Annotated in this window: 22 protein-coding genes and 1 tRNA gene; 5 read left to right on the top strand and 18 right to left on the bottom strand. The window is 46.1% G+C overall.

From position 1 onward, the window contains the following. Nucleotides 1-56 precede the first annotated feature (56 nt). Nucleotides 57-371, top strand: coding sequence for a YjcZ family sporulation protein (locus tag QNH15_RS01090; RefSeq protein WP_283891945.1), 315 nt, complete (start codon nucleotides 57-59; stop codon nucleotides 369-371). A 90-nt stretch (nucleotides 372-461) separates the two neighbouring features. On the opposite strand, the gene QNH15_RS01085 is transcribed toward QNH15_RS01090, so the two are convergent. From QNH15_RS01085 to QNH15_RS01065, 5 genes are all read right to left on the bottom strand, one after another. Then, nucleotides 462-3,614, bottom strand: coding sequence for an MMPL/RND family transporter (locus QNH15_RS01085; RefSeq protein WP_283891944.1), 3,153 nt, complete (start codon nucleotides 3,612-3,614; stop codon nucleotides 462-464). 15 nt (nucleotides 3,615-3,629) lie between these two features. After that, the gene (locus QNH15_RS01080) at nucleotides 3,630-4,070 is read right to left on the bottom strand and encodes a MarR family winged helix-turn-helix transcriptional regulator (RefSeq protein WP_283891942.1); all 441 of its coding nucleotides are present in this window, start codon (nucleotides 4,068-4,070) and stop codon (nucleotides 3,630-3,632) included. A gap of 339 nt (nucleotides 4,071-4,409) precedes the next feature. Beyond that, the gene (putP, locus tag QNH15_RS01075; RefSeq protein ID WP_283891940.1) at nucleotides 4,410-5,870 is read right to left on the bottom strand and encodes a sodium/proline symporter PutP; all 1,461 of its coding nucleotides are present in this window, start codon (nucleotides 5,868-5,870) and stop codon (nucleotides 4,410-4,412) included. A gap of 170 nt (nucleotides 5,871-6,040) precedes the next feature. After that, nucleotides 6,041-6,484, bottom strand: coding sequence for a DMT family transporter (locus QNH15_RS01070; RefSeq protein ID WP_061975806.1), 444 nt, complete (start codon nucleotides 6,482-6,484; stop codon nucleotides 6,041-6,043). 82 nt (nucleotides 6,485-6,566) lie between these two features. Continuing rightward, entirely contained in the window at nucleotides 6,567-6,713 is a 147-nt protein-coding gene (locus tag QNH15_RS01065; protein WP_170834480.1) for a hypothetical protein, read from the bottom strand. A 495-nt stretch (nucleotides 6,714-7,208) separates the two neighbouring features. Between QNH15_RS01065 and QNH15_RS01060 the strand changes: the two genes are divergently transcribed. Next, nucleotides 7,209-8,282, top strand: a complete 1,074-nt coding sequence (locus QNH15_RS01060) for an FUSC family protein (protein WP_283891938.1) — start codon at nucleotides 7,209-7,211, stop codon at nucleotides 8,280-8,282. 42 nt (nucleotides 8,283-8,324) lie between these two features. Here QNH15_RS01060 and QNH15_RS01055 read toward each other — a convergent pair whose 3' ends face one another. The 5 genes from QNH15_RS01055 to QNH15_RS01035 all read right to left on the bottom strand — a co-directional run bounded on the left by QNH15_RS01055 (nucleotide 8,325) and on the right by QNH15_RS01035 (nucleotide 15,163). Beyond that, entirely contained in the window at nucleotides 8,325-9,476 is a 1,152-nt protein-coding gene (locus tag QNH15_RS01055; RefSeq protein WP_283891936.1) for a mannitol-1-phosphate 5-dehydrogenase, read from the bottom strand. 1 nt (nucleotide 9,477) lies between these two features. Beyond that, nucleotides 9,478-9,912 carry a PTS mannitol transporter subunit IIA gene (locus QNH15_RS01050; RefSeq protein ID WP_283891934.1) on the bottom strand — a complete coding sequence of 145 codons (435 nt, stop codon included), beginning with the start codon at nucleotides 9,910-9,912 and terminating at the stop codon, nucleotides 9,478-9,480. Nucleotide 9,913: 1 nt separating this feature from the next. Beyond that, nucleotides 9,914-12,031 carry a BglG family transcription antiterminator gene (locus QNH15_RS01045; RefSeq protein ID WP_283891932.1) on the bottom strand — a complete coding sequence of 706 codons (2,118 nt, stop codon included), beginning with the start codon at nucleotides 12,029-12,031 and terminating at the stop codon, nucleotides 9,914-9,916. Between the two features lie 205 nt (nucleotides 12,032-12,236). Then, on the bottom strand, nucleotides 12,237-14,039 hold the full coding sequence (locus QNH15_RS01040) for a PTS mannitol transporter subunit IIBC (RefSeq protein WP_283891930.1): 1,803 nt from the start codon (nucleotides 14,037-14,039) through the stop codon (nucleotides 12,237-12,239). Nucleotides 14,040-14,221: 182 nt separating this feature from the next. Next, nucleotides 14,222-15,163, bottom strand: coding sequence for a helix-turn-helix transcriptional regulator (locus tag QNH15_RS01035; protein ID WP_283891929.1), 942 nt, complete (start codon nucleotides 15,161-15,163; stop codon nucleotides 14,222-14,224). A gap of 85 nt (nucleotides 15,164-15,248) precedes the next feature. Between QNH15_RS01035 and QNH15_RS01030 the strand changes: the two genes are divergently transcribed. Further along, a complete protein-coding gene (locus tag QNH15_RS01030; protein ID WP_283891927.1) occupies nucleotides 15,249-15,692 on the top strand; it encodes a VOC family protein in 444 nt (147 codons plus the stop codon). A 137-nt stretch (nucleotides 15,693-15,829) separates the two neighbouring features. After that, complete coding sequence (locus tag QNH15_RS01025) at nucleotides 15,830-16,786, top strand: phosphotransferase enzyme family protein (RefSeq protein WP_283891925.1); 957 nt, start codon at nucleotides 15,830-15,832, stop codon at nucleotides 16,784-16,786. Between the two features lie 48 nt (nucleotides 16,787-16,834). Here QNH15_RS01025 and glmS read toward each other — a convergent pair whose 3' ends face one another. From glmS to sigW, 6 genes are all read right to left on the bottom strand, one after another. Next, nucleotides 16,835-18,637 (bottom strand): glutamine--fructose-6-phosphate transaminase (isomerizing), encoded by a 1,803-nt coding sequence (gene glmS / locus QNH15_RS01020; protein WP_283891923.1) that lies wholly within the window; start codon nucleotides 18,635-18,637, stop codon nucleotides 16,835-16,837. A gap of 468 nt (nucleotides 18,638-19,105) precedes the next feature. Further along, nucleotides 19,106-20,446: a phosphoglucosamine mutase gene (gene glmM / locus QNH15_RS01015; RefSeq protein ID WP_061975786.1), complete on the bottom strand. Its 1,341-nt coding sequence runs from the start codon at nucleotides 20,444-20,446 to the stop codon at nucleotides 19,106-19,108. A 3-nt stretch (nucleotides 20,447-20,449) separates the two neighbouring features. Beyond that, nucleotides 20,450-21,862, bottom strand: a complete 1,413-nt coding sequence (locus QNH15_RS01010; RefSeq protein WP_283891921.1) for a CdaR family protein — start codon at nucleotides 21,860-21,862, stop codon at nucleotides 20,450-20,452. Next, nucleotides 21,846-22,679 carry a diadenylate cyclase CdaA gene (cdaA, locus tag QNH15_RS01005; protein ID WP_061975781.1) on the bottom strand — a complete coding sequence of 278 codons (834 nt, stop codon included), beginning with the start codon at nucleotides 22,677-22,679 and terminating at the stop codon, nucleotides 21,846-21,848. Before cdaA ends, QNH15_RS01010 begins: the two co-directional genes overlap by 17 nt. 207 nt (nucleotides 22,680-22,886) lie before the next feature. Next, on the bottom strand, nucleotides 22,887-23,504 hold the full coding sequence (locus QNH15_RS01000; protein ID WP_283891917.1) for an anti-sigma factor family protein: 618 nt from the start codon (nucleotides 23,502-23,504) through the stop codon (nucleotides 22,887-22,889). A gap of 5 nt (nucleotides 23,505-23,509) precedes the next feature. Then, a complete protein-coding gene (gene sigW / locus QNH15_RS00995) occupies nucleotides 23,510-24,085 on the bottom strand; it encodes an RNA polymerase sigma factor SigW (RefSeq protein ID WP_283891915.1) in 576 nt (191 codons plus the stop codon). A 212-nt stretch (nucleotides 24,086-24,297) separates the two neighbouring features. On the opposite strand from sigW, the gene QNH15_RS00990 reads away from it, so the two are divergent. Next, entirely contained in the window at nucleotides 24,298-24,465 is a 168-nt protein-coding gene (locus QNH15_RS00990; protein WP_082635932.1) for an aspartyl-phosphate phosphatase Spo0E family protein, read from the top strand. A gap of 28 nt (nucleotides 24,466-24,493) precedes the next feature. On the opposite strand, the gene rocF is transcribed toward QNH15_RS00990, so the two are convergent. Further along, on the bottom strand, nucleotides 24,494-25,396 hold the full coding sequence (gene rocF, locus QNH15_RS00985) for an arginase (RefSeq protein WP_283891912.1): 903 nt from the start codon (nucleotides 25,394-25,396) through the stop codon (nucleotides 24,494-24,496). Nucleotides 25,397-25,633: 237 nt separating this feature from the next. Continuing rightward, a tRNA-Ala gene (locus QNH15_RS00980) sits at nucleotides 25,634-25,709 on the bottom strand. Nucleotides 25,710-25,713: the final 4 nt, after the last annotated feature.

Here is a 25,713-nt window from a genome sequence, read left to right as displayed (position 1 = left end):
ATTCTATATGGCAAGTAACTTTTTATAAAATTGCTGGAAGAAAGGAGATCTACACATTGTCTGGTTACAGAAATAAGCGTCAAGGATTTGGCTACGGCTATGGCGGCGGCTATGGCGGCGGATTTGGCTACGGCCCGGGATTCGCTGGTGGATTTGGAGGCGCTGGGGTTGGCGGCGTAGGATTCGGCGGCGCAGGCGGATTTGGCTATGGATATGGATATCCCGGCTGGGGCGGCTGTGGTTTTGGCGGAGGCGGCTTTGCGATCATCGTCGTTTTGTTCATTCTGTTGATTATCATCGGCTGTTCGTGGTGCGGAGGCGGCCATGATGGCGGCGGCTTCCTCAGCGGTTGTGGAAAAGGCGGCTGCTAATCATCCCTGGAGACAAGATTTTATATCTTGTCTCTTTTTTTGTTTATCTGCAAAAAAGCAGTGTACTCACGGCACACTGCATGAATGAGACTATTCTTTTTTCGTTTCCATAAAGGGCCACCAGTTTGCCTTTCCGAAGGTTTTGACCATCACAGGCACAAACAATGGCAAAATAACAAACGCATAAAGCAGCAGCCCGCTTAAAATAATGGTTGCAATCTGGAGAAGGGAGAGAACACCTGAAGGATACATCGCGGCAAATGTTCCTCCCAGTATGACCACCGCCGAAATGATTACCGTCCCCATATTCTTCATGGATAGCAGCATGGCCTCTTTAACAGAAAGCGATTTGTATTCGTTGAACCGGTCCATCAGGAAGATGCTGTAGTTTACGCCAAGAGCCACCAGAATGACAAAGGCAAAAAACGGCACTGCCCAGTTTATGCCCGTATACCCGAGCAGGTTCACAAAAATCGATTCGGTAAACGCCATCGCTGTGTAGTACGTCAGAATCAATGAAGCGATAATGTACAGCGGCATGATAAAGGAACGCAGCATAATGATGAGAATGATCGCAATTCCCACAAGCATCAATACGACGGTTCTTGAATAGTCGGATGCAGATATATCGTTCAGATCCGAATAGATACTTGTGACCCCGCTGATCCCAAGCTTCGCATTTTCAAGGTTGGTGGCGGTACTGGCCCGCTTCACGGCTTTCTTGATTTCATCCACTTGGCCGAGCGCATCCCGGGAATAAGGATTTTCCTTAAAAATCACGTCCAGTGTGGTCAATTTCCGGTCACCCGGCATGTACTCGTCAAACACCTGCTGAAACTCTTTTTCTTTTAAAACATCCTCAGGCAAGAACCAGCCTGCCATCTCGGGATCTTTTGCGGAAGACAGGGACTGAAGATAATCATTGGCCGAGTCGATTCCTCCAGATACCTTCTTTATGCCTTTGGCGCTGGAATTTAGCCCGTCAGACAGCTCTGCCAGCTGGGAATCCATTTGCCCGAGGCCGCTTTTCAGCTGTTCCTGCCCACCGGCAATCTTCGCAAGCCCGCCCTGTACTTCAGGCAATTTTGCAATTACCTGCTGCTGGCCGTCCGCTGCTTTATTGATTCCTGATTCAAGCTCGCCAAGACCTGCAGAAATCGAACCAAGACCGTCAGCCAACTGCTTTTGACCAGATACTACCTTGCCGAGACCATCGTTTGCTTTACTCATATTGGCCTTAACCCTATTCAGATTTCTGTTCAGCTGCTCGAGCCCGCCGGCCATCTTGCCGAGTCCGCCCTGCAATTGGGTGAAGGTGCCTTTAATGGCCTGATATTGCGGGTCTTTGTTAATATCCTGGTTTGGATCTTCACTGCCATATTTGGATTCAAGATGAGCAAAACTGCCTTGCAACTGGGAAAGACCGTTTGCTGTGGTCTTCAGCTGCTGCCCCACTTGTGCATAACCGCCTTGCAGCTTTCCGAGTCCGTTCTCCATTGCCTGATAGCCTGAAAGAAGCTGTTGACTGCTGTTGGCCAGCAGATCCGCACTCGATTTAGCCTTCTCTACGCCGGCCTTCAAATCTCCTGCACCTTGGGAACTGTCATACATCCCTTTTTCAATTTGGGATAGCGCACCGGATAAGTCGCCGATTCCTGACTTCAGTTTGTTGGTGCCATTTACTAGTTCACCAATTCCATCGGTCGTTTGTTTCATTTTCGGCTGGGAATCACTAAGCTGTGAGCTTGCTTTAGAAAGGCCACCGCTGATTTTCTTCAATCCGTCATTCCCTTTGGATAGTCCGTCATCCAGTGACTCTGCCTGTTTGGTAACCTGAAGTTCTTTTAATTGCTCACCTACCGGACGGGTGGCGCTCCGCACCCGGTCAACACCGTTCACCTGCTCGACTTCCCGGCTGATCTTTTCAATCGTTGCCATGTACTCCGAGCTATCCATCGGTTCGTCGTTTTTCAGTACAATTTTGGCAGGAAGAGACTCTCCCGGGCCAAAGCTTTCTGAAATCACATTAAAAGCTTTAACGGAATTATACTTATCCCCGATTTCATCCAACGAATTGAATGATAGATCGCCGTCATAGGTTGCCAGAAAAGGAGTGACGACCGCAGCAACAATAATGAGGGTTACAAGCGGGCGTTTAAATGAAAATGAACCGGCCGCTCCCCAAATTTTGCTTTGCTTGTGCTCCATTGCCGCTTTCGATGGCCAGAACAGCTTGCTGCCGAGAACCATCATAAAAAACGGCACCAGTGTTAATAGAGCAAGCAGCAGCACAGCTACCCCGATCGCTACAGCTGAAGCAGATTGATAGAGTTTAAAAGTAGAAAAACCAATCGCTGCAAATCCGATCATCACGGCAAGTCCGCTGAAAAACACGGTTCTGCCTGCCGTTTTATATGTAGCCAGAATCGCATCCGGCAAGCTTTCATGCCTGCCCATCTCTTCCTTAAACCGGCTGAGCAGAAGGATGCAATAATCGGTCCCGATACCGAAAAGAACCGCCACCAGGAAAATTTGCGTAAACGTGGACAGCGGGAAATTCCAGCGGTCCACCAAAAGGGCTACAATTGACTGCGCCGCAATATACGAGATTCCGACGGTCACGAGCGGAATGAGCGGTGCCACTAAAGAACGGAACACAACAAACAGGACGGCGAGAATGAAGACGACGGTTATGTATTCCGTTTTCTTTAATCCTTCCTGTGAGCTTGCCACCACATCCTCGTCGATCATCCAGCTGCTCGTAAAGTAGTGAGGAACGTTAACATCCTTTAACTCGCTATAGAGGGAGTCGGAAATCTCAGCTGCTTCCTTGTTCGCGGTATTGACCGTCACTAGGGAAAGGACGGTCTTCCCATCCTTGGACGCCAGCTGATCCTTCAGCTCCTTATTATCAAAATGGGTGAGAACCTCCGTAATCCCTGCATTTTCTTTATCTTGTTTCAATTGATGCATTGCGGTTTTTATTTCTTTGAGGTCACCACTGCTCAGCTTCTCATTTTTGTGAAACACAAGCGCAACCTGTGATTCATCCGCTGATTTCTCTTTCTTGTCTACATCATCAAGAAGCTTCTGAGCGAAGCTGGAAGAATACCCGTCCGGCACGTTGATCTGCCCTTTTTCACGAACCAGCTCCGCCATATTGGGCGCCAGCAGCACCAGAGCCGCAACCAGAGCAATCCAGACAACCGCAATAACCCACTTTGCTTTTAGCACAGCTTTCATTCTGTTTCCCCTCTCCTATTCTTCATTCACCTGGGATGCCAGCTTTTCATAAAGCGTTAAGAAGGTTTCTATCTCTTCATCACTGAACGTTTTTAAATAAGGAGACACCACTTCAAACACTTTTTCTTCTCCCCACTGAAAAACGTCAGACCCTTCCTCTGTCAATTTTAGATAAACGATTCTCCGGTCCTTTTCATCTCTGAGCCGGTGAATGTATCCTTTTTCCGCCAGCCTCGTGACAATGGCGGTAATGGCACTCTTTTGCACACAAAAGGCTTCTGCCAGCTCTGTAGTAGTACAAGAACCAAACCGTTTGATATAGCTCAGTGTCATTTGCTGCTCAACGGTCAATACATCCTGAAGCTGTTCCTTGATCATCGAGCCAAACCGCTTGTTCACCGTGAAAGAAGCCACTTCATACCGACCCAAAATGCTTTTCCATTTTCCAACATCCATTCTATTCACCTCTGTTTTCTATTAGACCATAACTAGTTCAAGAGTTGAACTGTTCAAGACAAGAACAAGATGACAATTTGGTGACAGGAGTAACGCTGTTGCTCTTGGGAGTTGATTTCCGTTTCAGATGCTCGCTTTCCGCAGGGCGTGCGGTGAGCCCGTCGGCGCAAGCGCCTTCCTTGGTCTCACCTGTCCCGCTTTCCCTGCTGGAGTCTCGCACCTTACACTTCAATCAACAAATCCATGAAGATTCTTTAACATCAATGTTCTCACAGCAACAATGACCTTTAGTAAGCAGAAAAAAACCGCCCTTGTAAAAAGGACGGTCCTTATTGCTTCTTATGCAATCTGTTGTGCTTCTTTAAATTCTTTTTCGACCTCAGCTGATGGCTTTGCTGTCAGAAGGCTGACGGCGATAATGACAATTCCACAGACGATGAACCCGGGAATAATTTCATATACAGCTTCAAGCGCTTTGACTTGTTCCCAAATAATCACGGTAAGTGTACCGGAAATCATTCCGAAGAACGCTCCCCATTTCGTCATGCGTTTCCAGTACAGACTGAGAAGAACAACCGGACCAAACGCCGCTCCAAATCCAGCCCAAGCGTAACCGACAAGATTCAGAATCGTTTTGTTTGGATGAAACGCCAGGAGAAGCGCAATCAGAGAAATACCCAGAACCGCCAATCGGCCCACCAGGACCAGCTCTTTGTCCGAAGCGGTTCTTCTGAAAAAGGCTTTATAAAAATCCTCGGTTACCGCGCTGGATGTCACAAGCAGCTGAGAGGAAATCGTACTCATGACCGCAGCTAAAATGGCTGCCAGCAAAAACCCGGTGATTAATGGGTGAAACAATACATCGGACAATACGATGAACACCGTTTCCGACTTTTCAAGCTTTCCGCCGTTTGCGTGGAAATACGCGATTCCCACAAGCCCGGTAAACATAGCTCCGACAATGGAAAAGATCATCCAACCCATGCCGATTCTTCGTGCACTCTTCATTTGTTTTACGGAGTTAATGGCCATAAACCGGACAATAATATGCGGCTGCCCGAAATATCCGAGCCCCCAGGCCAAAAGAGAAATAATGCCAATGATACTTGTTCCTTTAAAAGCATTGAGCAATTCAGGATTAATGGAGCGAATCTCAGAGAACGTCTCCCCAGTTCCGCCAAGGCTGGAAATCGTCACAACCGGAACAAGGATCAACGCCACAAACATAATGGTGCCTTGCACAAAATCGGTCCAGCTGACAGCAAGAAAACCGCCAAACAACGTATACAGCACCACCACACTGGCGGTCAGCCAGATGCCAGTCGAATAATCGAGACCGAACGCTGATTTAAAAAGTTCGCCCCCTGCTACCATGCCGGATGACGCATAAAATGTAAAAAAGATTAAAATAACAATTGCCGATGTTATGCGCAAAATCCGTGAAGTATCCTTAAACCGGTTTTCAAAATAATCCGGAATGGTAATGGAATTGTTCGCGATTTCTGTGTAGGTACGCAGCCGCGGAGCAACAAACAGCCAGTTCAAATAAGCCCCCAATGTTAATCCGACCACAATCCAGCCTGCGCTTAATCCCGAAACATACATTGCCCCCGGAAGACCCATTAACAGCCAGCCACTCATATCCGATGCCCCGGCACTGAGTGCTGTAACTGCCGGCCCCAAATCTCTGCCGCCCAGCATATAATCCGATAAATTGGCCGTCCGGCGATAGGCAAAATAACCGATCAAAAGCATCCCCACCATATAAATGGCGATGGAGATCATTACTCCGTATTCCATTGTCTCTCCCCCTCTTTCTGTCCGCCTTCCTCTGATAACGCTTTCACGCACAGGCGGATTTCCCCCTGTCCTTCAGCAGCCGCCACCTACTGGCTCTGAAACACAGCTCTTTTTTAAATTATCACAGGCCTTTCGTTTAAACAATGCTTGAAATTCACCAAAAAACATGCTCAATGCTTGTCCGAAAAAACAAAATACAAACCGGCCAATAACAATACCAATCCAATCATCTTTTTATATGTAAAATGAATCGCTTCATTGCCGAACCAGCCGTTGTGGTCAATGATTACACTCATCATGAGCTGGCCGATAATAACAGCGGTAATGGCGCTCGTCACTCCAATTTTCGGTACGGCAAGAATGACGATAAACACATAGATGGCTCCCAGTATGCCTCCGATCAGGTTCCATTTCGGCACCTGCCAGACAGTGCTCAAGCTTCCGTTTCCCCAGATCAGCATAATCACCAAAAGCATGACCGTTCCTGTAAAAAAGGAAACAAATGCCCCTTCAATGGAGCCGATCCTTTTTCCGAGCGTTCCATTTACAGCGGCCTGCATGCCTTGTCCCATGCCGGCAAGCAAAACAATCACGAGCATTATGATTTTCCCCATGGATGTTCTCTCCTCACTTTTATCATGCTGCCTAATCTTTTCCCCACATAAAAAACACCACACATAACGTGGTGTTTATCGATTAATCAGGCTTGAAAATATAATCAACCAGCTCTTGAAAGACGTTGACATTGTCCGTCAACAGGAACACCGGAAGAAGCAAAATGGCAAACAGCACAAGAAGATTCGATCCGATCCCTCGAATAACAATCTTTTTTAGCATATTCATTTATTCTCACTTCCTTTTGACTTATTATAACGCTTGCTGCCAAAGTAGTCAAAATTTTTCGTTAAATACAATTTGATCTTTCAACCAGTGTATTTTTGATTCCCTGGTTTTAGAAGCGAAATCAAAGGGGGGTAATTATACTTACCCTTCTGAGGAGGAGAACGAAACATTACTGAGTTTTTAGAGGGGATTTTGAGTGAGTATGGTTTCACCAGATTTTAATTTACCGCCAGCCGTTTTGAAGGAAATACCGGGCCATTTATTATAAATACGCGCCATTTACCACATTTACACGCAAAATCCCGATTATATAAACTCGTCCGCCCAGACAAAGCCCGTGAGGACTTCATCTCCTCTTCGACACCTGAAATCTGTTAAAATACCTGCATATAAGGAAATACTGAGTATAGAAAAAGATCGCTCAAGCAGGTTTCATCCTCTTTCCTTGTGGAAAAAGACCAATAATAGAAACTTTCTATAGAAAGGAAAACGCCATTGAAAAAAGGATTGGAAGTCTTACTTCGACTTGGGATTACTCTTCAAGTGTTAAAAACAGCCATCGCAGCCGCGCTTTCCTGGACTGTATCTTCCCATCTCTCTCAAAATGACTACCCCTTTTTCGCCCCGCTGGCCGCTGTTCTGACCATGCAGGTCACCATCGCCGGCTCTCTTCAAAAAGGGTTTTACCGGGTGTGCGGCGTCATAGGTGGCGTGATTATCAGCATGCTGATCGGGTATTTTCTTCAAGTAAATGCTGGCTCCATCATGCTTGTTGTCTTGATCGGCATGGCCGTAACGACAGCCTTCAAGATGCCCGGCGGGGTGACGTCACAGGTGTGCGTCAGCTCGATCCTGGTTCTCGCTTTTGGACAGGGTTATGCGTTCAGCCGAATCATTGAAACGTTCATTGGTTCCGCGATCGCCGTTCTGACCAATGCGCTGCTTGTTCCTCCGAATGCCATTCCGGCAGCAGAAGAGCTTCTTCTTAAACTATCCAATCAGGCTTCCAGGACATTAAAGGATCTGGTCGTGCTGTGGGACAAGGATCCGGCTCACCGCCGGGAGATTCAGCAGGAAGTCAAGGAACTCACAGAACGGAACGAGAAAGGAATCGAAGCCGTCATTCTCGCGCGTGAAAATCTTCGTTTCACCCCGTTTTTCACCAAACGAAGAATCCGGCTCACCCATCTCGAAACGGGCATGAAGCATCTTAATCACATTACCCTGCAAATACGGGGCATTGCGCGCGGCATCCGTGACTTATCATCGATTATTGATACAAGCACCGACTCTGAGGAGATTGAAGAACTAAACCGGGCAATTGAGCAAACAGCGATGTGTGTTGCTCATTATGGAGAAACGGTCATTAATCCATCGGCTGAAAATTTGTTGATTCTGATCTCAAGCTTAAAAGAGGCACAAGAAACTCAATCCCGTTGCCTGGTGATTCTGAAACGGTATGAATCACTGACCATTTTGCGGGATGTGGGGGCGATCCTCACTGACTTGAACCGGATCTTGAAAGAGACAGGCGGCCAGACGGTCATCAGCACCGGCCGGGTTTTCTAACAAAAAAAGCAGGAAGGCTATTCCCAAGCCTTCCTGCTTTTTTTATTTTTTCATATTCTCATAGTGGCTGATGATCGCCTTGGACAGCTTAGACGCTGTTGGAATTTCTGTAAACTGCTCAATTGCCTGCTCCAGTCCTTTGGAAGCAATCGTCTCCTGAACGGTTACTGCCTCGGGATCTTCTTTGTAGTCATACAGCAGAGCGGCTGCAATGACTTTGGTTAAAGAAGCTGGAATGTCGCCGGTCAATTCATGATACTGCTTCGCAGGGCTGACGAGGCGGTCGTTCGGTCCAAGTTTACGGATCGGAGAGCGGCCTACACGGGTCACCTCATCCGAAATATACGGGTTCGTGAACCGGTTTACAATCTTCGCAGCATACGCTTCATGCGCTGCACGCTCAAAGCCGTATTTGCTGATGAGCATGTCTCCGGTTTCCTTCACTGCACCCTCGATCACTTCTTTGATTGCCGGGTTGTTCATGGCTCCATCAATCGTTGGCACACCCGCATGATAACCGAGATAGGCAGCTGCCGCATGCCCGGTATTTACGGTGAACAATTTACGTTCAATATACGGCTTCAGGTCATCTACATACGTAATGCCTTCCACATCCGGTTTGGTTCCCACAATTTTGGTTTGATCCACAGCCCATTCATAGAAAGGCTCAACCTTGACCATTAGTTTGTCTTCGTTGGATTGGTTTGGCACGATGCGGTCGACCGCTGCATCCGGAAATCCAAACCGGGATTCAAACTGTTGTTTTTCATCTTTATTCAATTTTTCAAACACCTTTTCCTTTAGAAGGGTGCTTCCGCCGATCATGTTTTCACAGGCGATGATGTTCAGCGGTGCGTCACTTGCCGCTGCCCGCTTTCGCAATCCTTCTGTGATGGTTCCGGCGATAAAAGGCAGAATGTTTGGCCCGACAGCTGCTGTTACAAGATCAGCTTTTGCGACCATTTCCACTGCTTTTTCAGCATCAGTACTGCTGTTTATGGCACTAACGTTTTTGATGATTTGCTCCTGCTGGCTTTGATCTGCAAGAACAACGGTATATTGCTTTCTTTCATTTAAAAGTGAGACAAGTTCGTCATTTACGTCCACGAACACTGTTTCATAGCCTGACTGGTACAATAAGTTGCCAATAAATCCTCTGCCGATGTTGCCTGCTCCGAAATGTACTGCCAGCATGTTACTCAACATCCTCAAAGAATGCCATGATTTCTTCCTTGGAAGAAGCATTCACAATACCCATGACGTTTTCTTCCGCGGAACAGACAATCGCAATTTTGGAAAGAAGTTCAAGGTGCTCATCGCCTTTTCCGGCAATACCAATCAAGAGCTTAACATCGCTCCCTGGTGCAAATTCCACACCGCCAGGCACTTGGATGATTACAATTCCTGATTCTTTTACTGATTTTTTGGCATCTTCTGTTCCATGAGGAATGGCTACATAGTTCCCCATGTACGTAGAAGTTAATTCCTCTCGCTCAAGCATTTTCTCAACATAGTCCGGTTCAACATAGCCGTTTTCCACAAGCAATTTTCCGGTCAGGCGGATGGCCTCTTCCTTGTTGTTCACTTCTGCTTTCAGTACTATGTTTTGATCGTTTAGAATCGTTGACATGTTAACCTCTCCTTATTTCCTGTAGTTTTTCGTCATAAAACTGATGAAGCTTTTTTGTAAGATAAGACAATATGTGTTGTTCTTCCTTTGTTTCAAACCGCGTGATGCTCTCCTGATCTTCAATAATAAGAGAGCTGATAGTACTCAGTACCTCCAACCCCTGACTGGTAAACGCCTCTGGAGCAAGCAGCAGTAAAATGCGGTTAATTTCAATGGCCGATTGATCCATGGCCGTAACCGTCACTTCAGATTGCAGCTCAAAAATCGTGAAGGAGGGTTTTGTGATGTGCGGGCTTCGCGCATGAAAAAGTGCCAGTGACGTATTCGGGATCCCCAATCCGCCTAACCTTTCACGCTTGATCAATGCATCAAGGACACCTTCGCTATCCTGTAAAACCTCTTGAGCCTTTAATGTTTCGCATGCCTCTCTCAACACGTCTTCCACATCTTGCCCGCTTCCCGAAAGAAAGAGTTGAAACCCGCGAAGTACATCGGTAACAGCATCCGTATAATGCTTGATGTTTTCCATTTCGGCCAGTACCTGCAGGGGATCCCGCTCCTGTTTTACAGTTTCTGACGGAACACGTTCTGTTGTTTGCTGCCTGCTCTTTGTTTCGGCAACCCATTGTCTGACCTTCTTAAGCTCTTCCTGATCGGGAATTGGGCTGACGACAATATGCGGCAGATGATAATCCGGCAGGTTAACTGTTGAGATGACAAGATCATATGAAGTGGTATCCATATGGTTCAATTCAAAGAGCGAGGCGTTTTTCAATTCGCTGATCTCCGGAATTTCCCGCTTGAGCACGGTAGCCAGCATTTTGGATGTTCCAATCCCGGTGGAACAAATGACGAGTGCCTTCAGATCATTGGACTCGCGGCCGTTCATCAGTGCCGATCCAAAGTGCATGACCAGATAGGCGATTTCCTCATCCGGAACGTCCAGATCTGGAAAGATGACGGATACCGCTTCCCTCACTAAGTCAAAGAGATCTTTATAATCGGTCTTAATCTTCGGCAGAAGCGGGTTGGTTATGCCCATTTGTTGCTTAATGCGGTAGAGGGCAGGTTTTAAGTGGGTCACCAGCCCCTGAAAAAGCGATGTGTTCTGCAACAGGTCGGTACCCGTTTTGTCAGCGATAAAGGTAATCAGGCTCTTGGCTTTTACCGCCGTTTGAAAACTGGACTCCTCCAGCAGGTATTCTTTGTCCCGCCGGAGCTTGGCCCCCTGAAGATGCATCGTAATGTAACCGATTTCCGCTTCAGGGATGTCGGTGTTGAATACCTTCTTCAGCTTGTTGATGATCTTCTCTGCTGCTTTATACTCTGGCTCAAGCTTCAGTCGTTCCAGAAACGCATCATCCATGTTGATGTTTTCACCCTGAAGAATCCGCTCAATCGCCAGAGATAAATGAACGACAAGTCCGATATAGGCGCTGTCGGCAATTGGATAGGGAAGCTCATCGTTCACTTCCTCGATGGCGTGCTCTACCGTAATGAGCCGGTTCTTTTCCACCAGGCCAAGCAGCCGTTCAGAAATCGAATCGGTCGTTTGCAGGGAACGCTTCTGGATATTTTCCTTAACAAGTGACAAAAAGTCAGTTTCGTTAAGGTTCTGCGCGATGATTTGGCTCATCGCTCTCCGTTTGGCGCTCTCATCTCCGGTGATTTCCACCCCATAGCCTCGTTTTCTCACAAGGGTCAGGTGAAACTCATTCAGCCGCCCTTCGAGTTTCGTCAGGTCATTGCTGATGGTGGCAATGGTGACGTTGAGGTCGTGGGCCAGGGAAACAAGCTTCACCGGTTCCTTCGCTTCGAGGAGTGTACAAACGATAATCGTCTGCCGTTCATCCGGCGTGTATTCGTTATACGACAGTTGAAAGAGCGCCATCCTCAGCTCTTCCATGTTTTCCTCGGACCCGACAATCTGGATGCCGACCCCTGACTTTTTAACAAGCTCTAAATTATAGCTTTTCAGCGTATTCTCCAATTCTTTTAAATCGCGGTGAATGGTGCGGGTACTGACATCAATGGCATCCGCAAGATCTTTGACTGTCATCTCTTCCTTTTTGGATAACAAGATCTCGAATATCAGCCGTTCTCTTGCCGATATATACATGTTCCTCACTCCCATAAGCAGGTGCAGGTTTGGTGAATCTTTTCTTAGATTGATGACAACTTTTAAATTGTATACCCTATATTTATAATAAATCTTTAAAAACCCTTGAAACAACAAAATGAAAAAGCATTTTCGTCATTCGGGTTGTTGCCAACATTTAAATACGAAGCGAAAAAGCCGGACACAGTGTCCGGCTTTCCTTCGCTTATTTTTTGGCTGATTCCAATTTGCTCATCAGCTCATCATATTTGGGTGAGTTCAAGAAGTTTTCCACTGAGATGTGTTTCGCACCCGGAAGCTTAGTCTTAGCACGATCGGTCAAATCTTTATGCGTGATGACCACATCGGCATCGTCAGGCAGGTTGGAAATGGATGTGTTGGACACGGCAACATCGAGTCCGGCTTTCTTCACCTTGTTTTTCAGGATAGAGGCACCCATCGCACTTGAGCCCATTCCTGCATCACATGCGAAAATAATCTTGGAAACATCGGTGTACTCATTATCTTCTGCTTGCTCTGCTGCCGGCTCTGACACAGCTTCAGCCGGAGCAGCACCCTGTCCCTCTTTCAGCTCATTCATCAGCTCGTCATATTTCGGGCTGTTCAGGAAATTTTCCACTGAAATGTGCTCTGCACCCGGAAGCTTCGCCTTCGCACGGTCGGTCAGATCCTTGTGTGTGATGACGATATCCGCATCGGACGGAAGGTTGTTGATGGACGTATTGGATACCGCGATATCCAGTCCTGCTTTTTGAACTTTATTTTTCAGAATAGAAGCACCCATTGCACTGGAGCCCATTCCTGCATCACATGCAAAAATAATTTTGTTTACATCACTGCGTGTTTTCGCAGCTACTGGCTCTTCTTTTTTCGCTTCAGGTTTGTTGATTAGAGAAGAAGCACGGCTTTCTTTACCTTTTAGTGCAGATGTTTTTTCTGCTGCTTTGGTCAATTCGTCATCATCGTCGTCTGTTTTCTTGGAGGACTTCAGGATGATGGACGAAATCAGGAAGGAAACCGCTGTGGCGACAAGCACCCCTGCGAGTACGCCAAGATAATGTCCTCTTGGTGTCATGGCAATCAGTGCGAAAATGCTTCCTGGTGATGGAGCAGCCACAAGACCTGCATCAAAAAGCAGGAATGTGAATACACCTGATGCACCACCGGCAATAACGGACAAAAGAAGCATTGGCTTCATTAAAATGTATGGGAAGTAAATCTCGTGAATTCCGCCCAGGAAGTGAATGATTGCTGCTCCCGGTGCAGATTGTTTCGCCATTCCTCTTCCAAAAAGAATGTATGCCAGAAGCACACCAAACCCAGGTCCAGGGTTGGACTCCAGCAAGAAGAGAATGGATTTTCCGGCTTTGGCCGCCTGCTCAATACCAAGCGGGCTCAAAATACCGTGGTTAATCGCATTGTTCAGGAACAACACTTTTGCCGGTTCAATAAAGATACTGGCCAGTGGCAATAGGTGAGCGTCAACGATCGCCTGCACGCCTGCTGCCAAGGTTTTGTTCAATGTTAATACGACCGGCCCGATGCCTTTATAGGCAACGAGGGTAAGAATACCGGCAATGATACCGGCAGAAAAGTTATTGACAAGCATTTCAAAACCAGATCGGACTTTACCATCGATCATCTTGTCGAATTTCTTTATCGCCCATCCGCCAAGAGGACCCATAATCATGGCACCTAAAAGCATTGGAATGTCAGCACCAACGATAACCCCCATGGTTGCCGTTGCACCGACCACACCACCGCGCAAATCGTAGACGATGCGTCCGCCGGAAAACCCAATCAGTAGCGGAAGCAAGTAGGTGATCATCGGTGTGACCAGCTTCGCCAAGTCTTCATTCGGAATCCATCCGGTTGGAATAAATAATGCGGTGATGATACCCCAGGCGATAAACGCCCCGATGTTCGGCATAATCATACCGCTCAAATGGCTGCCAAAGCGCTGAATTTTCACTTTAGCGCCTGACTTTTTCTCTTCAGGATTAGCCATATCTATCAAAACTCCCTTCATGTATCGCTTTAAAATTAATTAGTAAATAGGACTTATGTATTAATTGTAAAGCGGTTACAGTCTTTCTACAACGGAAAGAAAACGGGGTTTTGTCACGACACTTGTTGTCATTTCTTTAATTCCCCTGATCTGTGGCAACAATACATAAACATTAAAACCCTTTAGGACAAAGAACGGATGAGTTCTGTATAGTACCGTCTTAGTTCTTCTTTCAAACTTGACGGCTCAATGGCAGAAAGACTTCTGCCGAATCCAGCAAGATAGGAAACAATAAAATCAATCTCTACGGGTTCATAGGTTCCGGTAAGATAAAGCTCTTCCTCCCTTTCCGTGATTTTCATGGAAGGGAAATTCTCCTGCTTAAATTTCTCCGCACCTTCGGAGGTGATTCGGCAGCTGAAGGATATGGCTTGATCGGTCGGCTTCCATAGGCTATGAGCATTGTGAATGGTTATCTCTTTTAAATCCAATCCATGTTCAGCATTTGCATCTTTTAGAGAGATGACACGGTCACACCGAAACACCCGGTATGCGGTTTTCTCCACATCATACGCCTGGCAATACCAATACCCTTTCCTCGCATAAAGTGCAATGGGCTGGATGGAACGGCTTGTTGGTCCCTTTGCCCCAGCATATTCGATTCGAATGACCTTTTGTTCTATCGCTGCCATCAGGATCTCTTCCAAGTAATGCCCTTCGTGCGTCTGATTCCCATGAAAAAACGAGAGTCGGTTCTGAATGTTGTCAATTTGTTCCCTCTGTTTTGGAGAGACACTTTCCAAGAATTTTTCAGAGATCGATTGAAAAGTGACCCGAAACGGAGAGCGGGCAAGACTTTTGATCGCCTGCATCGCAAAATAAAGCGCAAAAACTTCATGGCTGGTGAATGTAATGGGAGGCAAATTCATCGTTCGCACCAAGCGATAGCCTCCATAACGTCCATATTCCGCATAAAGCGGAACACCCATCTCCTCCAGCGCTTCAATGTCACGGAGCGCCGTCCTCTTTGAAATATCGAATTCGTTTATCAAGTCCGTTAACGTGAACCGCTGTTTTTTGTTGATATAACGCAGCATCTGATTGATCCGTTCTGCTTTTTTCATTTTCCTCCCCTTATAGGTGCCACGATCTGTCACCTTATTTTTATACACTTAAAGTGTAAAAGACAAAATCCAAGGAGGCAACCCCATGAAACTGGAAGTGATTCCTTTTTTATCATTGGACGGCAGAGGTGCAGAAGCCATCACGTTTTACGAATCGTATTTAGGAGCCGAAGTATTATTCAAAAAAACATACAAAGAGATGACAGAGATGGACCCTAGTTTTACGTATAAAGAAGGCGAGGAGAACTACATTACTCATTCTGTATTGCAGATCGGATGTAATAAAATCATGATTGCGGAAGAGGAGATGGATCCTGCCCGACCCTGGCAGCTCGGCAACAGCTTTTCCCTATGTATCCAGTCCAAAGATTTCCCCGCCATTGAAGCACTTTATGAGAAACTCACTCAGCACGAAAAAGTTCATGTTCTGACACCTTTTGAAAAAAACTCATTTAGTCCAGGCTATGCACGTGTCAGAGATCCGTTCGGGATTGTGATCCAGCTGACTGTCACACGGCATGATTTTTAATTAAAGGATTAAATCAGCCTGAAGAAATATATTGGATGAATCTTCCCCTCCGAATCAACTTTCGTATTTTTGCAGGATATTCAACCCTTACTATTAAATTAAATATGTATTGAGAATTCGAAAAGGGGAGTGGGCGGGTGGATCAATCAGTATTGATGGCAGCATCTGATGCATTTGGACTCAATTGCAAATGGCTTACACACATAGGCGGCAACGTAAATGATGTCTATAATTACCCAGCAGAAAACAGTAATCCTTCCCGGATATTACGCCTGACGCATAAACGATGGCGTAATGAAGATGAAACCGCAGCAGAATTGCATTTCATGAACTATTTGTATGCTAATGGCGTTTCTGTACCTAAGATTTTGACTTCGCAAGCAGGAAGATGGGTTGAACCAGCAACCAATGGATATCATGCTTGCATGTTCGTTAAAGCTCCTGGCCATACCCCTGTCGGTGAAGATTGGAACTCGAATATGGTTGTCAATTGGGGGCGATTGATAGGACAAATGCATATACTCACCCAATCTTATACCCCATTAGAAAATCTAAACCGCCGTGATTGGAAGCAAGAGTCCTGGATGGATTTAAGGCAACTGCCTCAGAAAGAAAAAATAGTCTGCCACAGAGCAACTGAGCTGTTAACCTGGTTAAATACGCTTCCCATGTGTTCAAAGAATTACGGCCTTGTACACTGTGACCTCCATGCCCGCAACTTTTTTGTTACAGATGAAGGTGCTCTCACAGCCTTTGATTTTGACGATTCATGCTACCATTGGTTCGCTTATGACATTGCCGTTATCCTGTATTCGGTCATCAGTAAATTTAACCAACAGGAAAGAAAGCGAGAGTCCCTCGATGATTATATGTCTCTTTTTCTTTCCTCGTTTTTAAAAGGCTACCAAGAGATACACCATTTCGATGATTGGTGGCTAGAAGCAATGCCCCGCTTCCTAAAATATCGCAGGTTGGTGGTTTACAACTATCTTCATCAACGGTATGACTGGAAAACGGCAGACAAAGAAAAGAAGGTGAAATGGTTAAGCCTTAAAGCAGAAATTGAAGCAGATGAATCCATACTAACTATTTAAAAAGACCCAATCCCTCTTGAAGGAATTGGGTCTTGCTTGAATTATTTCCTATTCAACCGTTACACTTTTCGCAAGATTACGCGGCTTATCCACGTCACAATCACGGTGAAGGGCAGCGTAGTAGGCAATCAATTGAAGCGGTACAACAGATACGAGCGGAGTAAGGTATTCATGTACTTCTGGAAGTACGATACGGTCTCCTTCGTCCTTTGTTGCTTCTGTACTGATCACGCAAGTGTTGGCTCCGCGTGCTGCTACTTCCTTCACGTTACCACGGATGCTTAGATCCACGTGCTGCTGAGTGGAAAGAGCAATAACCGGTGTGCCGTCTTCAATCAATGCGATCGTACCATGCTTAAGTTCTCCTCCGGCAAATCCTTCAGCCTGGATGTAAGAGATCTCTTTCAGCTTCAGAGAGCCTTCCAGGCAGACAAAGTAGTCAACCGCACGGCCGATAAAGAATGCATTGCGTGTTTCGGAAAGGTATTCCTGAGCGACACGTTCCATGGTTTCTTTTTGGTCCGTTAATGATTCAATCGCATTCGCCACAATCGCAAGCTCCTGAAGCGGGTTGAAATCAAGTTCAATTCCCTGCGCACGAGCGGCATCAACTGCAAGGATCGCCAGAACAGCGATTTGCGCCGTATACGCCTTGGTTGAAGCTACGGCAATCTCAGGACCTGCATAAAGGTTAAGCGTATAGTTCGCTTCCCTTGAAAGCGTGGATCCTGGAACGTTTGTAATCGTCAGTGCCTTGTGTCCGAGCTTCTTGATCGCTACAAGCACGGCACGGCTGTCAGCTGTTTCTCCGGATTGAGAGATGAAGATGAACAGCGGCTTCTCGGAAAGAAGCGGCATGTTGTAGACAAATTCGCTGGCAATGTGCACTTCAACCGGTACTTTTGCGATGTTTTCGATCAATTGCTTACCAACAAGACCGGCATTATAGCTGGTACCGCAAGCTACGATGTAAATGCGGTCCGTTTCTTTCATGGCCTGGCGAATATCATCGTCAAGCTTCAGGTTGCCGTCTTCGTTCTGGTAATGCTTGATGATGTTACGCATAACGAACGGCTGCTCGTCAATTTCCTTGAGCATATAGTGAGGGTAAGTACCCTTTTCAATATCGCTTGCATCAAGCTCGGCAGTGTATGGCTCACGAGAAACTTCCTGGCCGTCGAGCGTTTTGATGGTATAAGAATCACGCGTTACGATGACGATTTCTTCGTCCATAAGCTCCACGTATTTGTCAGTTTGGGAAATCATGGCCATAGCATCACTTGCTACAACGTTAAAGCCTTCCCCAACACCAACCAAAAGCGGGCTTTTATTTTTTCCAACATAGATGGTGTCTGGATCTTGGTTATCAACCAATGCAATGGCGTAAGAACCTTTGATAACAGAAAGAGCATGGCGGAAAGCTTCTTCTACGCTTTCGCCTTCGTTCACGAATTTCTCGATGATCTGCACGACAACTTCTGTATCTGTATCACTTACGAATGTTACATCCTGTAAGTATTCTTTTTTCACTTTTCCGTAGTTCTCGATTACACCGTTATGAACAAGTGTGAAACGTCCTGCAGAACTTTGGTGTGGATGCGAGTTCACTTTGCTTGGCGCTCCGTGGGTTGCCCAGCGGGTATGTCCGATCCCCATTGTGGATTCAACGTTTTGGTCAACGATGTCGCGCAACACAGCAATTCTTCCTTTTTCCTTGAAAACCTGCACGCCGTCCTGATCGACAACTGCAATCCCTGCAGAGTCATAACCGCGATATTCCAGCTTTTCAAGTCCTCGAAGCAAGATTTCCTTCGCATCCTTATTACCTACATAACCTACAATTCCGCACATTTAAATTATCCTCCCTTTGGTCAGGAACAGCTCTTTATCTGATGCTGGACCCGCCGCGACAGGGGGACTGTGAGCGGGGCTCACAGCCCCACCTATGTCTTTTTTTATAATAAATTGGCCACTGCTTTTATTTTTGTACAGGAAGTCGCCTTGCCTGTTTTAGATAAAAGCTAACGAAAGTGACTGATTCCGAGAGGCATCCGCCGAATGATCGATGAACCTCTTCCTCGTCAACTATTTTCATTTCGTCCGAAAATAGTTCAGGCGCTTTGGTATTTAATTGACCACTCTATCCTCCTTCCCGTTTCCAAGTCAAGATAAACTTAATGATAGCCTGTTTTGTGATAAGCGTCAATTGGTTGCCAAGTAGCTTAATAAATTTTTAATAAAATATGCATAAGCGTATCGGTTGGTGATACGCTTATGCATATTTTTCGTGTCTACTTTGTTGAATGAGGGTGCCTTTTGTTAAACAAGCTCCGCTTTCACCACTTCAACAATCTCTTCAGCGTAGGTTTGGCACTGCTCTTTTGTCGGTGCTTCAACCATAACGCGGACGAGCGGTTCTGTTCCGGACGGACGGACAAGAACGCGGCCGTTTCCATTCATCTCGTCTTCCACCTTGTCGATGGCAGCCTTCACTGTATCATTGCCCTGCAGCTTTGTTTTATCTGCGACTTTCACATTGATCAAAAGCTGAGGGAATTTTTTCATTTCATTGGCAAGCTCGGATAATGGACGCTTGGTTTGCTTTACGATGCTTGCCAATTGAATAGCAGAGAGCATTCCGTCACCTGTTGTTGTATGGTCAAGGAAAATGATATGTCCGGACTGTTCTCCCCCGAGGTTATAGCCGTTCTTTCTCATTTCTTCCATGACATATCGGTCACCAACCGCTGTTTGGACCGATTTTACCTCTTTTTCTTCGAGTCCTTTATAGAAGCCAAGGTTGCTCATGACCGTAGAAACGATCGTGTCATTTTTAAGTCCGCCTTGTTCTTTCAGGTATGTGGCACAAATAAACATGATCTGGTCGCCGTCTACAATCTCACCGTTCTCATCAATCGCAATCAGACGATCGCCGTCCCCATCAAAGGCAAGACCCATGTCTGCTCCTTTTTCCTTCACCAGTTCAGCCAGTTTTTCGGGATGGGTCGAGCCCACTCCGTCATTAATGTTCAGGCCGTTCGGGTTGGTTCCCATGGTCGAAATATCAGCTTCCAGGTCCGCGAATAGATGCGGCGCAAGAGAAGAGGTCGCTCCGTGGGCGCAGTCAAGCGCAATATGAAGGCCGGAGAAATCTCCCTCAACCGTCTGTTTAAGATACTGAAGGTACTTCTGACCGCCTTCAAAGTAATCGCCAACAGATCCGATATCTCCGCCTGACGGACGCGGAAGTTGATCCTGCTCCTGATCGAGCAGTACCTCAATTTCAGCCTCCTGTTCATCAAGAAGCTTGAATCCGTCTGACCCGAAAAATTTGATTCCGTTGTCTTCTACCGGATTGTGAGAAGCGGAGATCATGACCCCTGCCTGAGCGCCAAGCGCCTTTGTCAAATAGGCGACGCATGGTGTAGAGACAACACCCAACCGCAATACTTCAGCTCCGGTGGATAATAGGCCCGCAACCAATGCTCCTTCAAGCATATGTCCGGAAATTCGTGTATCCCGTCCAATCAGAACTTTTGGCTTTTGAGTTTCCTTTGTTAATACATATCCCCCAAAGCGGCCCAGTTTAAATGCTAGTTCCGGGGTAAGTTCTGTATTGGCAACGCCTCTTACCCCGTCTGTTCCAAAGTATTTTCCCATGATTTAATTCTCTCCTTCAGTCTGTGATTCGGTAGGATCCGATTTTTCCTCTGATTTTGATTTTGCTACGGCTGGGTTCTCTTTTTTTCCATCGTCTTTATTGGTGGTGCTGTTCTCGTCAGGCTGTGCAGGCGTGTCGTTGTTCTGCTCGTCTGTACTATTATTTGTCTCGGAAGCAGGTTTTTCAATGGAAATGGTCGCTTCAGAAACCTCTGTCTCCATCTTCAGGTTCTTGGAATTGGAGGCATGGATGGTTACTGTGTGCTCCCCTGGTTCCAGGTTGCTCACATCGACATAGGCCGTAATGTCAGAAGCATCCAGTCCATCGATAGTCTTCTTGCTTCCTGAGATGGTCACATCCATTTTCCCGTCAGAAGGCGATACGAAGGAAGCCGGCTGCTCACTGTCTTCTCCGCGGATTTCAATGGGAACGTTTTTTAACGTCTTTGTTCCCGTATCTTTCTCCACGTCAACGTTCACCTTCACTTGCTTTGGGTTGACCGATTCTGCTCCGTCCGGAAGAGGTACATCCACATCAACCATTGAATCTTTCTTTATTTTTGATAAATCTACATCAACATCGCTGATTTCATTAATTTTATCCAGAGCGGAAGATGGCCCTGACAGTGTAACCTCTTTTGGATCAAATGTGATCCCTGCAAGGGTCAAGCCTTCCGGGAGATCTCCTTTTTTATTGATGCTCAGCGGAACGGTCTTTTCCGGCTTGGATATCGGCACCGTCACATTGACTGACTTCGGATCAATCAGCACATCCACAAGGTTCCCCTGGCTGTCATACGCTCTTAAAGGTACTCTTGTTTCCACATTGTCTTTTGCATTTGAAACATCGACCGACGCCCGTACGCTTTCAATGCTGCTGATGTAATCATCCGGCCCGGTCACGTAAACAGATTTCGGTGAGAAGTCGACCTTGCCGGTTTCATATCCTTCCGGCAGCTTTGCTTTGTTTTTAAGATCAAGACTTATCGGAATCTGCCTGGTTCGTTTTTGATGAAGCGTTACCTTCACTTGTTTTGGGGAAGGCACAGCATCGAGTTCATCCGGTACATTTTTCAATTTGACCGGAACGGTATGAGTACCTGGTCCTAACTTGGTCAGATCTATATAAACTTGTATTTTCCGGTCGACCTTCAAAGCCTTGGTCACCAGGTTGGACTCACCCGTAAGTTTGACATCCACGGATCGAGGCATGTCAGTAAGTACATATTTATTTTCATCGAAGTATGGGACAATTTCTACTCCGTTCACAGTTTGAGTGTTTTTGGACACCGATGTAAACAGAGCATTCCTGCTGGTCTGCTGCTGGTCTTCCATCGATATCACGGTGTAAAGCATGAGAGCCAGAAGAAAAGCGATGATCTTTACGAACCAATTGCTTCTAAGGAGTTTGTCCATTTTTCTTCCCCCTCCAATTCCAGCGTGATGAGGAAGCCGAGCGGCCCGAACCCATGAGTTCGGCAGTTAATAAATTTTTTAAAGATTCCTCATCCAGGTTACGGTGAATTTCCCCGTTCTTGGTAATGGAAACTCCACCCGTTTCCTCTGAAACAACCACTGTTATCGCATCGGTCACTTCGCTGACTCCAATGGCTGCCCTGTGTCTTGTACCAAGTTCCTTGGACACAAATGGACTTTCCGTAAGCGGTAAATAGCAGCCTGCTGCTATAATTTCATTCGGCCGCAAGATAACGGCTCCATCATGCAATGGAGTATTGGGTACAAAAATATTGGTTAAGAGCTCCGAAGTGAGTTTGGAATGGATGGGAATTCCCGTTTCCACATAATCCGTCAGCCCTGTTTCCCGTTCGAACGACATGATCGCTCCGATACGGCGTTTGGCCATATAGCCGGTAGCCTTCACGATGGCAGCAATGGATTTTTCCATTTCCTCTTCCTCAGCCCCACCCGCTCTTGAAAACAGTTTACCGCGCCCAAGCTGTTCCAGTGCGCGCCTCAGTTCAGGTTGAAAAATAATAATAATCGCAAGCAGTCCATATGTAATGGCCTTATCCATCAGCCAGCTCATGGTCCTCAGTTCAAAGAAGCTGCTGGCAAGCCAAACGGCTACGATTATAACAATTCCTTTTAACAGCTGTACCGCTTTTGTTCCGCGGATCAGCATGATCAATTTATAAAAAACATAGGTAACCAGTAAAATATCAACAATCTGGCTAATATAGTTACCTAAGCTAAAACTTCCAACAGGTAACATGACATCACTCCACTTCGGGAACTACCCTTTCTGTTAATGTAGTGCAACAATGGTCATAATATACAACATCCCTTATTATAGCATATCCAGACCTTTCCTTTAAAAATTCAACGCTATTTGAATCTGCTTAATTGGCGTAATAAAGGAAAAAGCCAGCCCTCAATCAGGCGGCTTGTCAACTACTCTATAATCATTCGATGTGCAATCCTATTTTTGTTCCTGTCCGGTAAAGAACGTTTTTAGTTTATACCAAACCCATTCTACTGCCTCATGGATTTCCTGGCTGTCCCCGGTGATTTGTCCGGCAGAAGCCATATATTTTTCTCCCTTTATAACCACCACATTGCCCTCGACCTTGCCTTCGACCTTAATGTCGCCATTTTCAACGACCAGGTCTCCTTTGACCGTTTCCCCTTTTGGCACGGTTACTGTATGGGCGGCAGAATTCACCTTTATATTACTGGCTGCTGAATGCACCGCAAAATCATTCTCCGTATTCCAGCCTGCCATCACGGAGCCAAACATTAAGATTAAGAAAACAGCCGCAGCGGTTAAGACTGGATAACGCCTGATCCATTGTGCCGGCATACTCCGCTTTTTCACTTCCGGCAGCTTTTTCATCACAATTTCTGTAAAATGTGCAGGCGCCACCACAGGGGATGCTTCTTTCATTTCATAAATAATTTCCTTTAATGCATGATAATGCTCTTTGCAGCTCTCACAGCTTTCCATATGACGCTCCAGCTCTGTCTGTTCATCTGCTGTAATTTCCCCATCAAGGGCTTTATCAATGAGATCCATATATTCTTCTGATTCACATGACATTATGTTCACCTCGATTTCGCAACCTTTTTGTATGCCTTTTTCAACGCTTCTCTTCCCCGATGGATCCTGGTTTTCACGGTAGGAACGGGCAGGTCCATCACAGAACTGATCTCATCGAGAGACATGTCCTCAATGTACTTCAGCAATATGGCTGTTCTGTATTTTTCAGGAAGCTTCATGATTTCCTGCTGCAGATGGTCATGTTTTTCTTTTTCTTCCACTTCTTCTTCCGGCAGCGGATCCGCATCTGCTACCTGGCTGTACAATGTGGCACCTTCCGTCCCCGGAATTTCTGCATCCATGGAGTAATCCGGCTTTCTTTTCCTCAGCCGGTCAATGCATAAATTTGTGGCGATCCGGTACAGCCACGTTGAAAACTTATAGCTTCCGCTGTATTTATCTATGTTCACAAAAGCCCGTACAAAGGCCTCCTGTGCCAGATCTTCTGCTTCATGCCTGTCGCCGACCATTCTATAGCACAGCCGGTAGATCTTATCCTTATAGATCTCCACCAGGCCTTCAAAAGCCTCCCGGTTACCCGATTTAACCTGAGTAACCAGGCTGTTTATTAATGATTCCATTTCAATTGTCCACCACCAGTTATGGTTCGTATTTTTCTACGTATCGAACACAAAAAAGTTTCAAGTTCTTAAAAAAATAAAGCAGTTTTAATTTTAGCATGAAACGGTAAGACTATCGAAAATATTTTTATACATTTTTTACAAATAAAGTTTCACAATGGATAATTGCGGGAATACTGGAAATTAAGATAATCTATAAGGAGCGTGTACCTATGGACCGCAATATCCTACTTAGAGAAATTGAAGTATCTCGAAAAAAAATGAATGAAATGTCTAAATTTATGCCATTAATCGCTGATGAAATCGTTGAAATGAGCCAACATATAGATGCCCTCTTAAATGAATTCCAAAAAGCGAACGTAAAAAACAGCTACTCTTAAAATAGAGCAGCTGTTTTTAATTTGTTTATTATAGAAGCTTTTCACCAAAAAGGGAGCCCATCAAGGCGACCGCTACTGTCGCTGTTTTATTTCGTTCATCCAAAATCGGGTTGACCTCCACAAATTCCGCGGAAGTAATGAGCTGTGATTCAGCCAGCATTTCCATCGCCAAATGGCTTTCTCTGTAGCTGATTCCGCCGAGAACCGGTGTACCCACTCCCGGGGCATCCTGGGGATCGAGCCCGTCAAGGTCAAGACTGAGGTGAACTCCATCTGTTTTTGCGGACAAGTACTCAATCGTTTCCTCCATCACCTTCGTCATACCGATCCGGTCAATCTCATGCATCGTATACACCTTGATCCCGCGTTCCTTGATCAACGTCTTTTCTCCCTCATCAAGAGAACGCGCCCCGATGATAACGATATTTTCCGGTTTAACTTTCTGTTCGTATCCCCCAATGCGAGTTAACGATTCATGGCCAATGCCCAAACTTGCAGCAAGAGGCATACCATGAATGTTTCCGCTTGGTGAGGTATCTGCTGTGTTCAAGTCTCCATGGGCATCATACCAGATGACCCCAAGGTTCTCATAATGCTTGGAGATGCCTGCAAGTGATCCGATCGCGATACTGTGGTCCCCTCCCAGAACAAGCGGAAAGCGGTTCTCCTGAATAACATCCGAAACAGCCTGAGCCAGGTTCTCACTGGCAGAAGCCACTTCTTCCAGGTTCTTCAGGTTCGTTTCAATGGTTTCCTCGATCGTTCCCGGCCGGGCAATCTCAATATCCCCAAAGTCGAGAACGTTGTATTCAATATCCTTCAGCCGTTCCACAATGCCTGCATATCGAATGGCACTTGGACCCATATCTACTCCCCGCCGTGTTTGCCCTAAATCCATTGGTACCCCGATAAGTGTAATATCCTTCTTCATATGTAGGCCTCCCCCTAAGCTGCGTTTCAATATTCTTTCAATTAATTTTAGCCTGTCCCTTACAGGTGGTTCAACTGGACAGAAAATTGCATAGATATACCCGGTAGTAAGCGCTTTCTATAGATAGAGTGGATAATTATTAGATACAGTTGGATCAAATGAAGGAATAAGAGTCTGGCATTCGGCAATAAAAAAAGCCTTTGGACAAAAGTCCAAAGACTGTACGTTTATTATGTATGGTGGAGCCTAGCGGGATCGAACCGCTGACCTCCTGCGTGCAAGGCAGGCGCTCTCCCAGCTGAGCTAAGGCCCCAAAA

The organism is Fictibacillus enclensis (assembly GCF_030123385.1).
GTDB lineage: Bacteria > Bacillota > Bacilli > Bacillales > Fictibacillaceae > Fictibacillus_C > Fictibacillus_C enclensis.
This window is presented reverse-complemented; position numbering and strand designations above follow the sequence as displayed.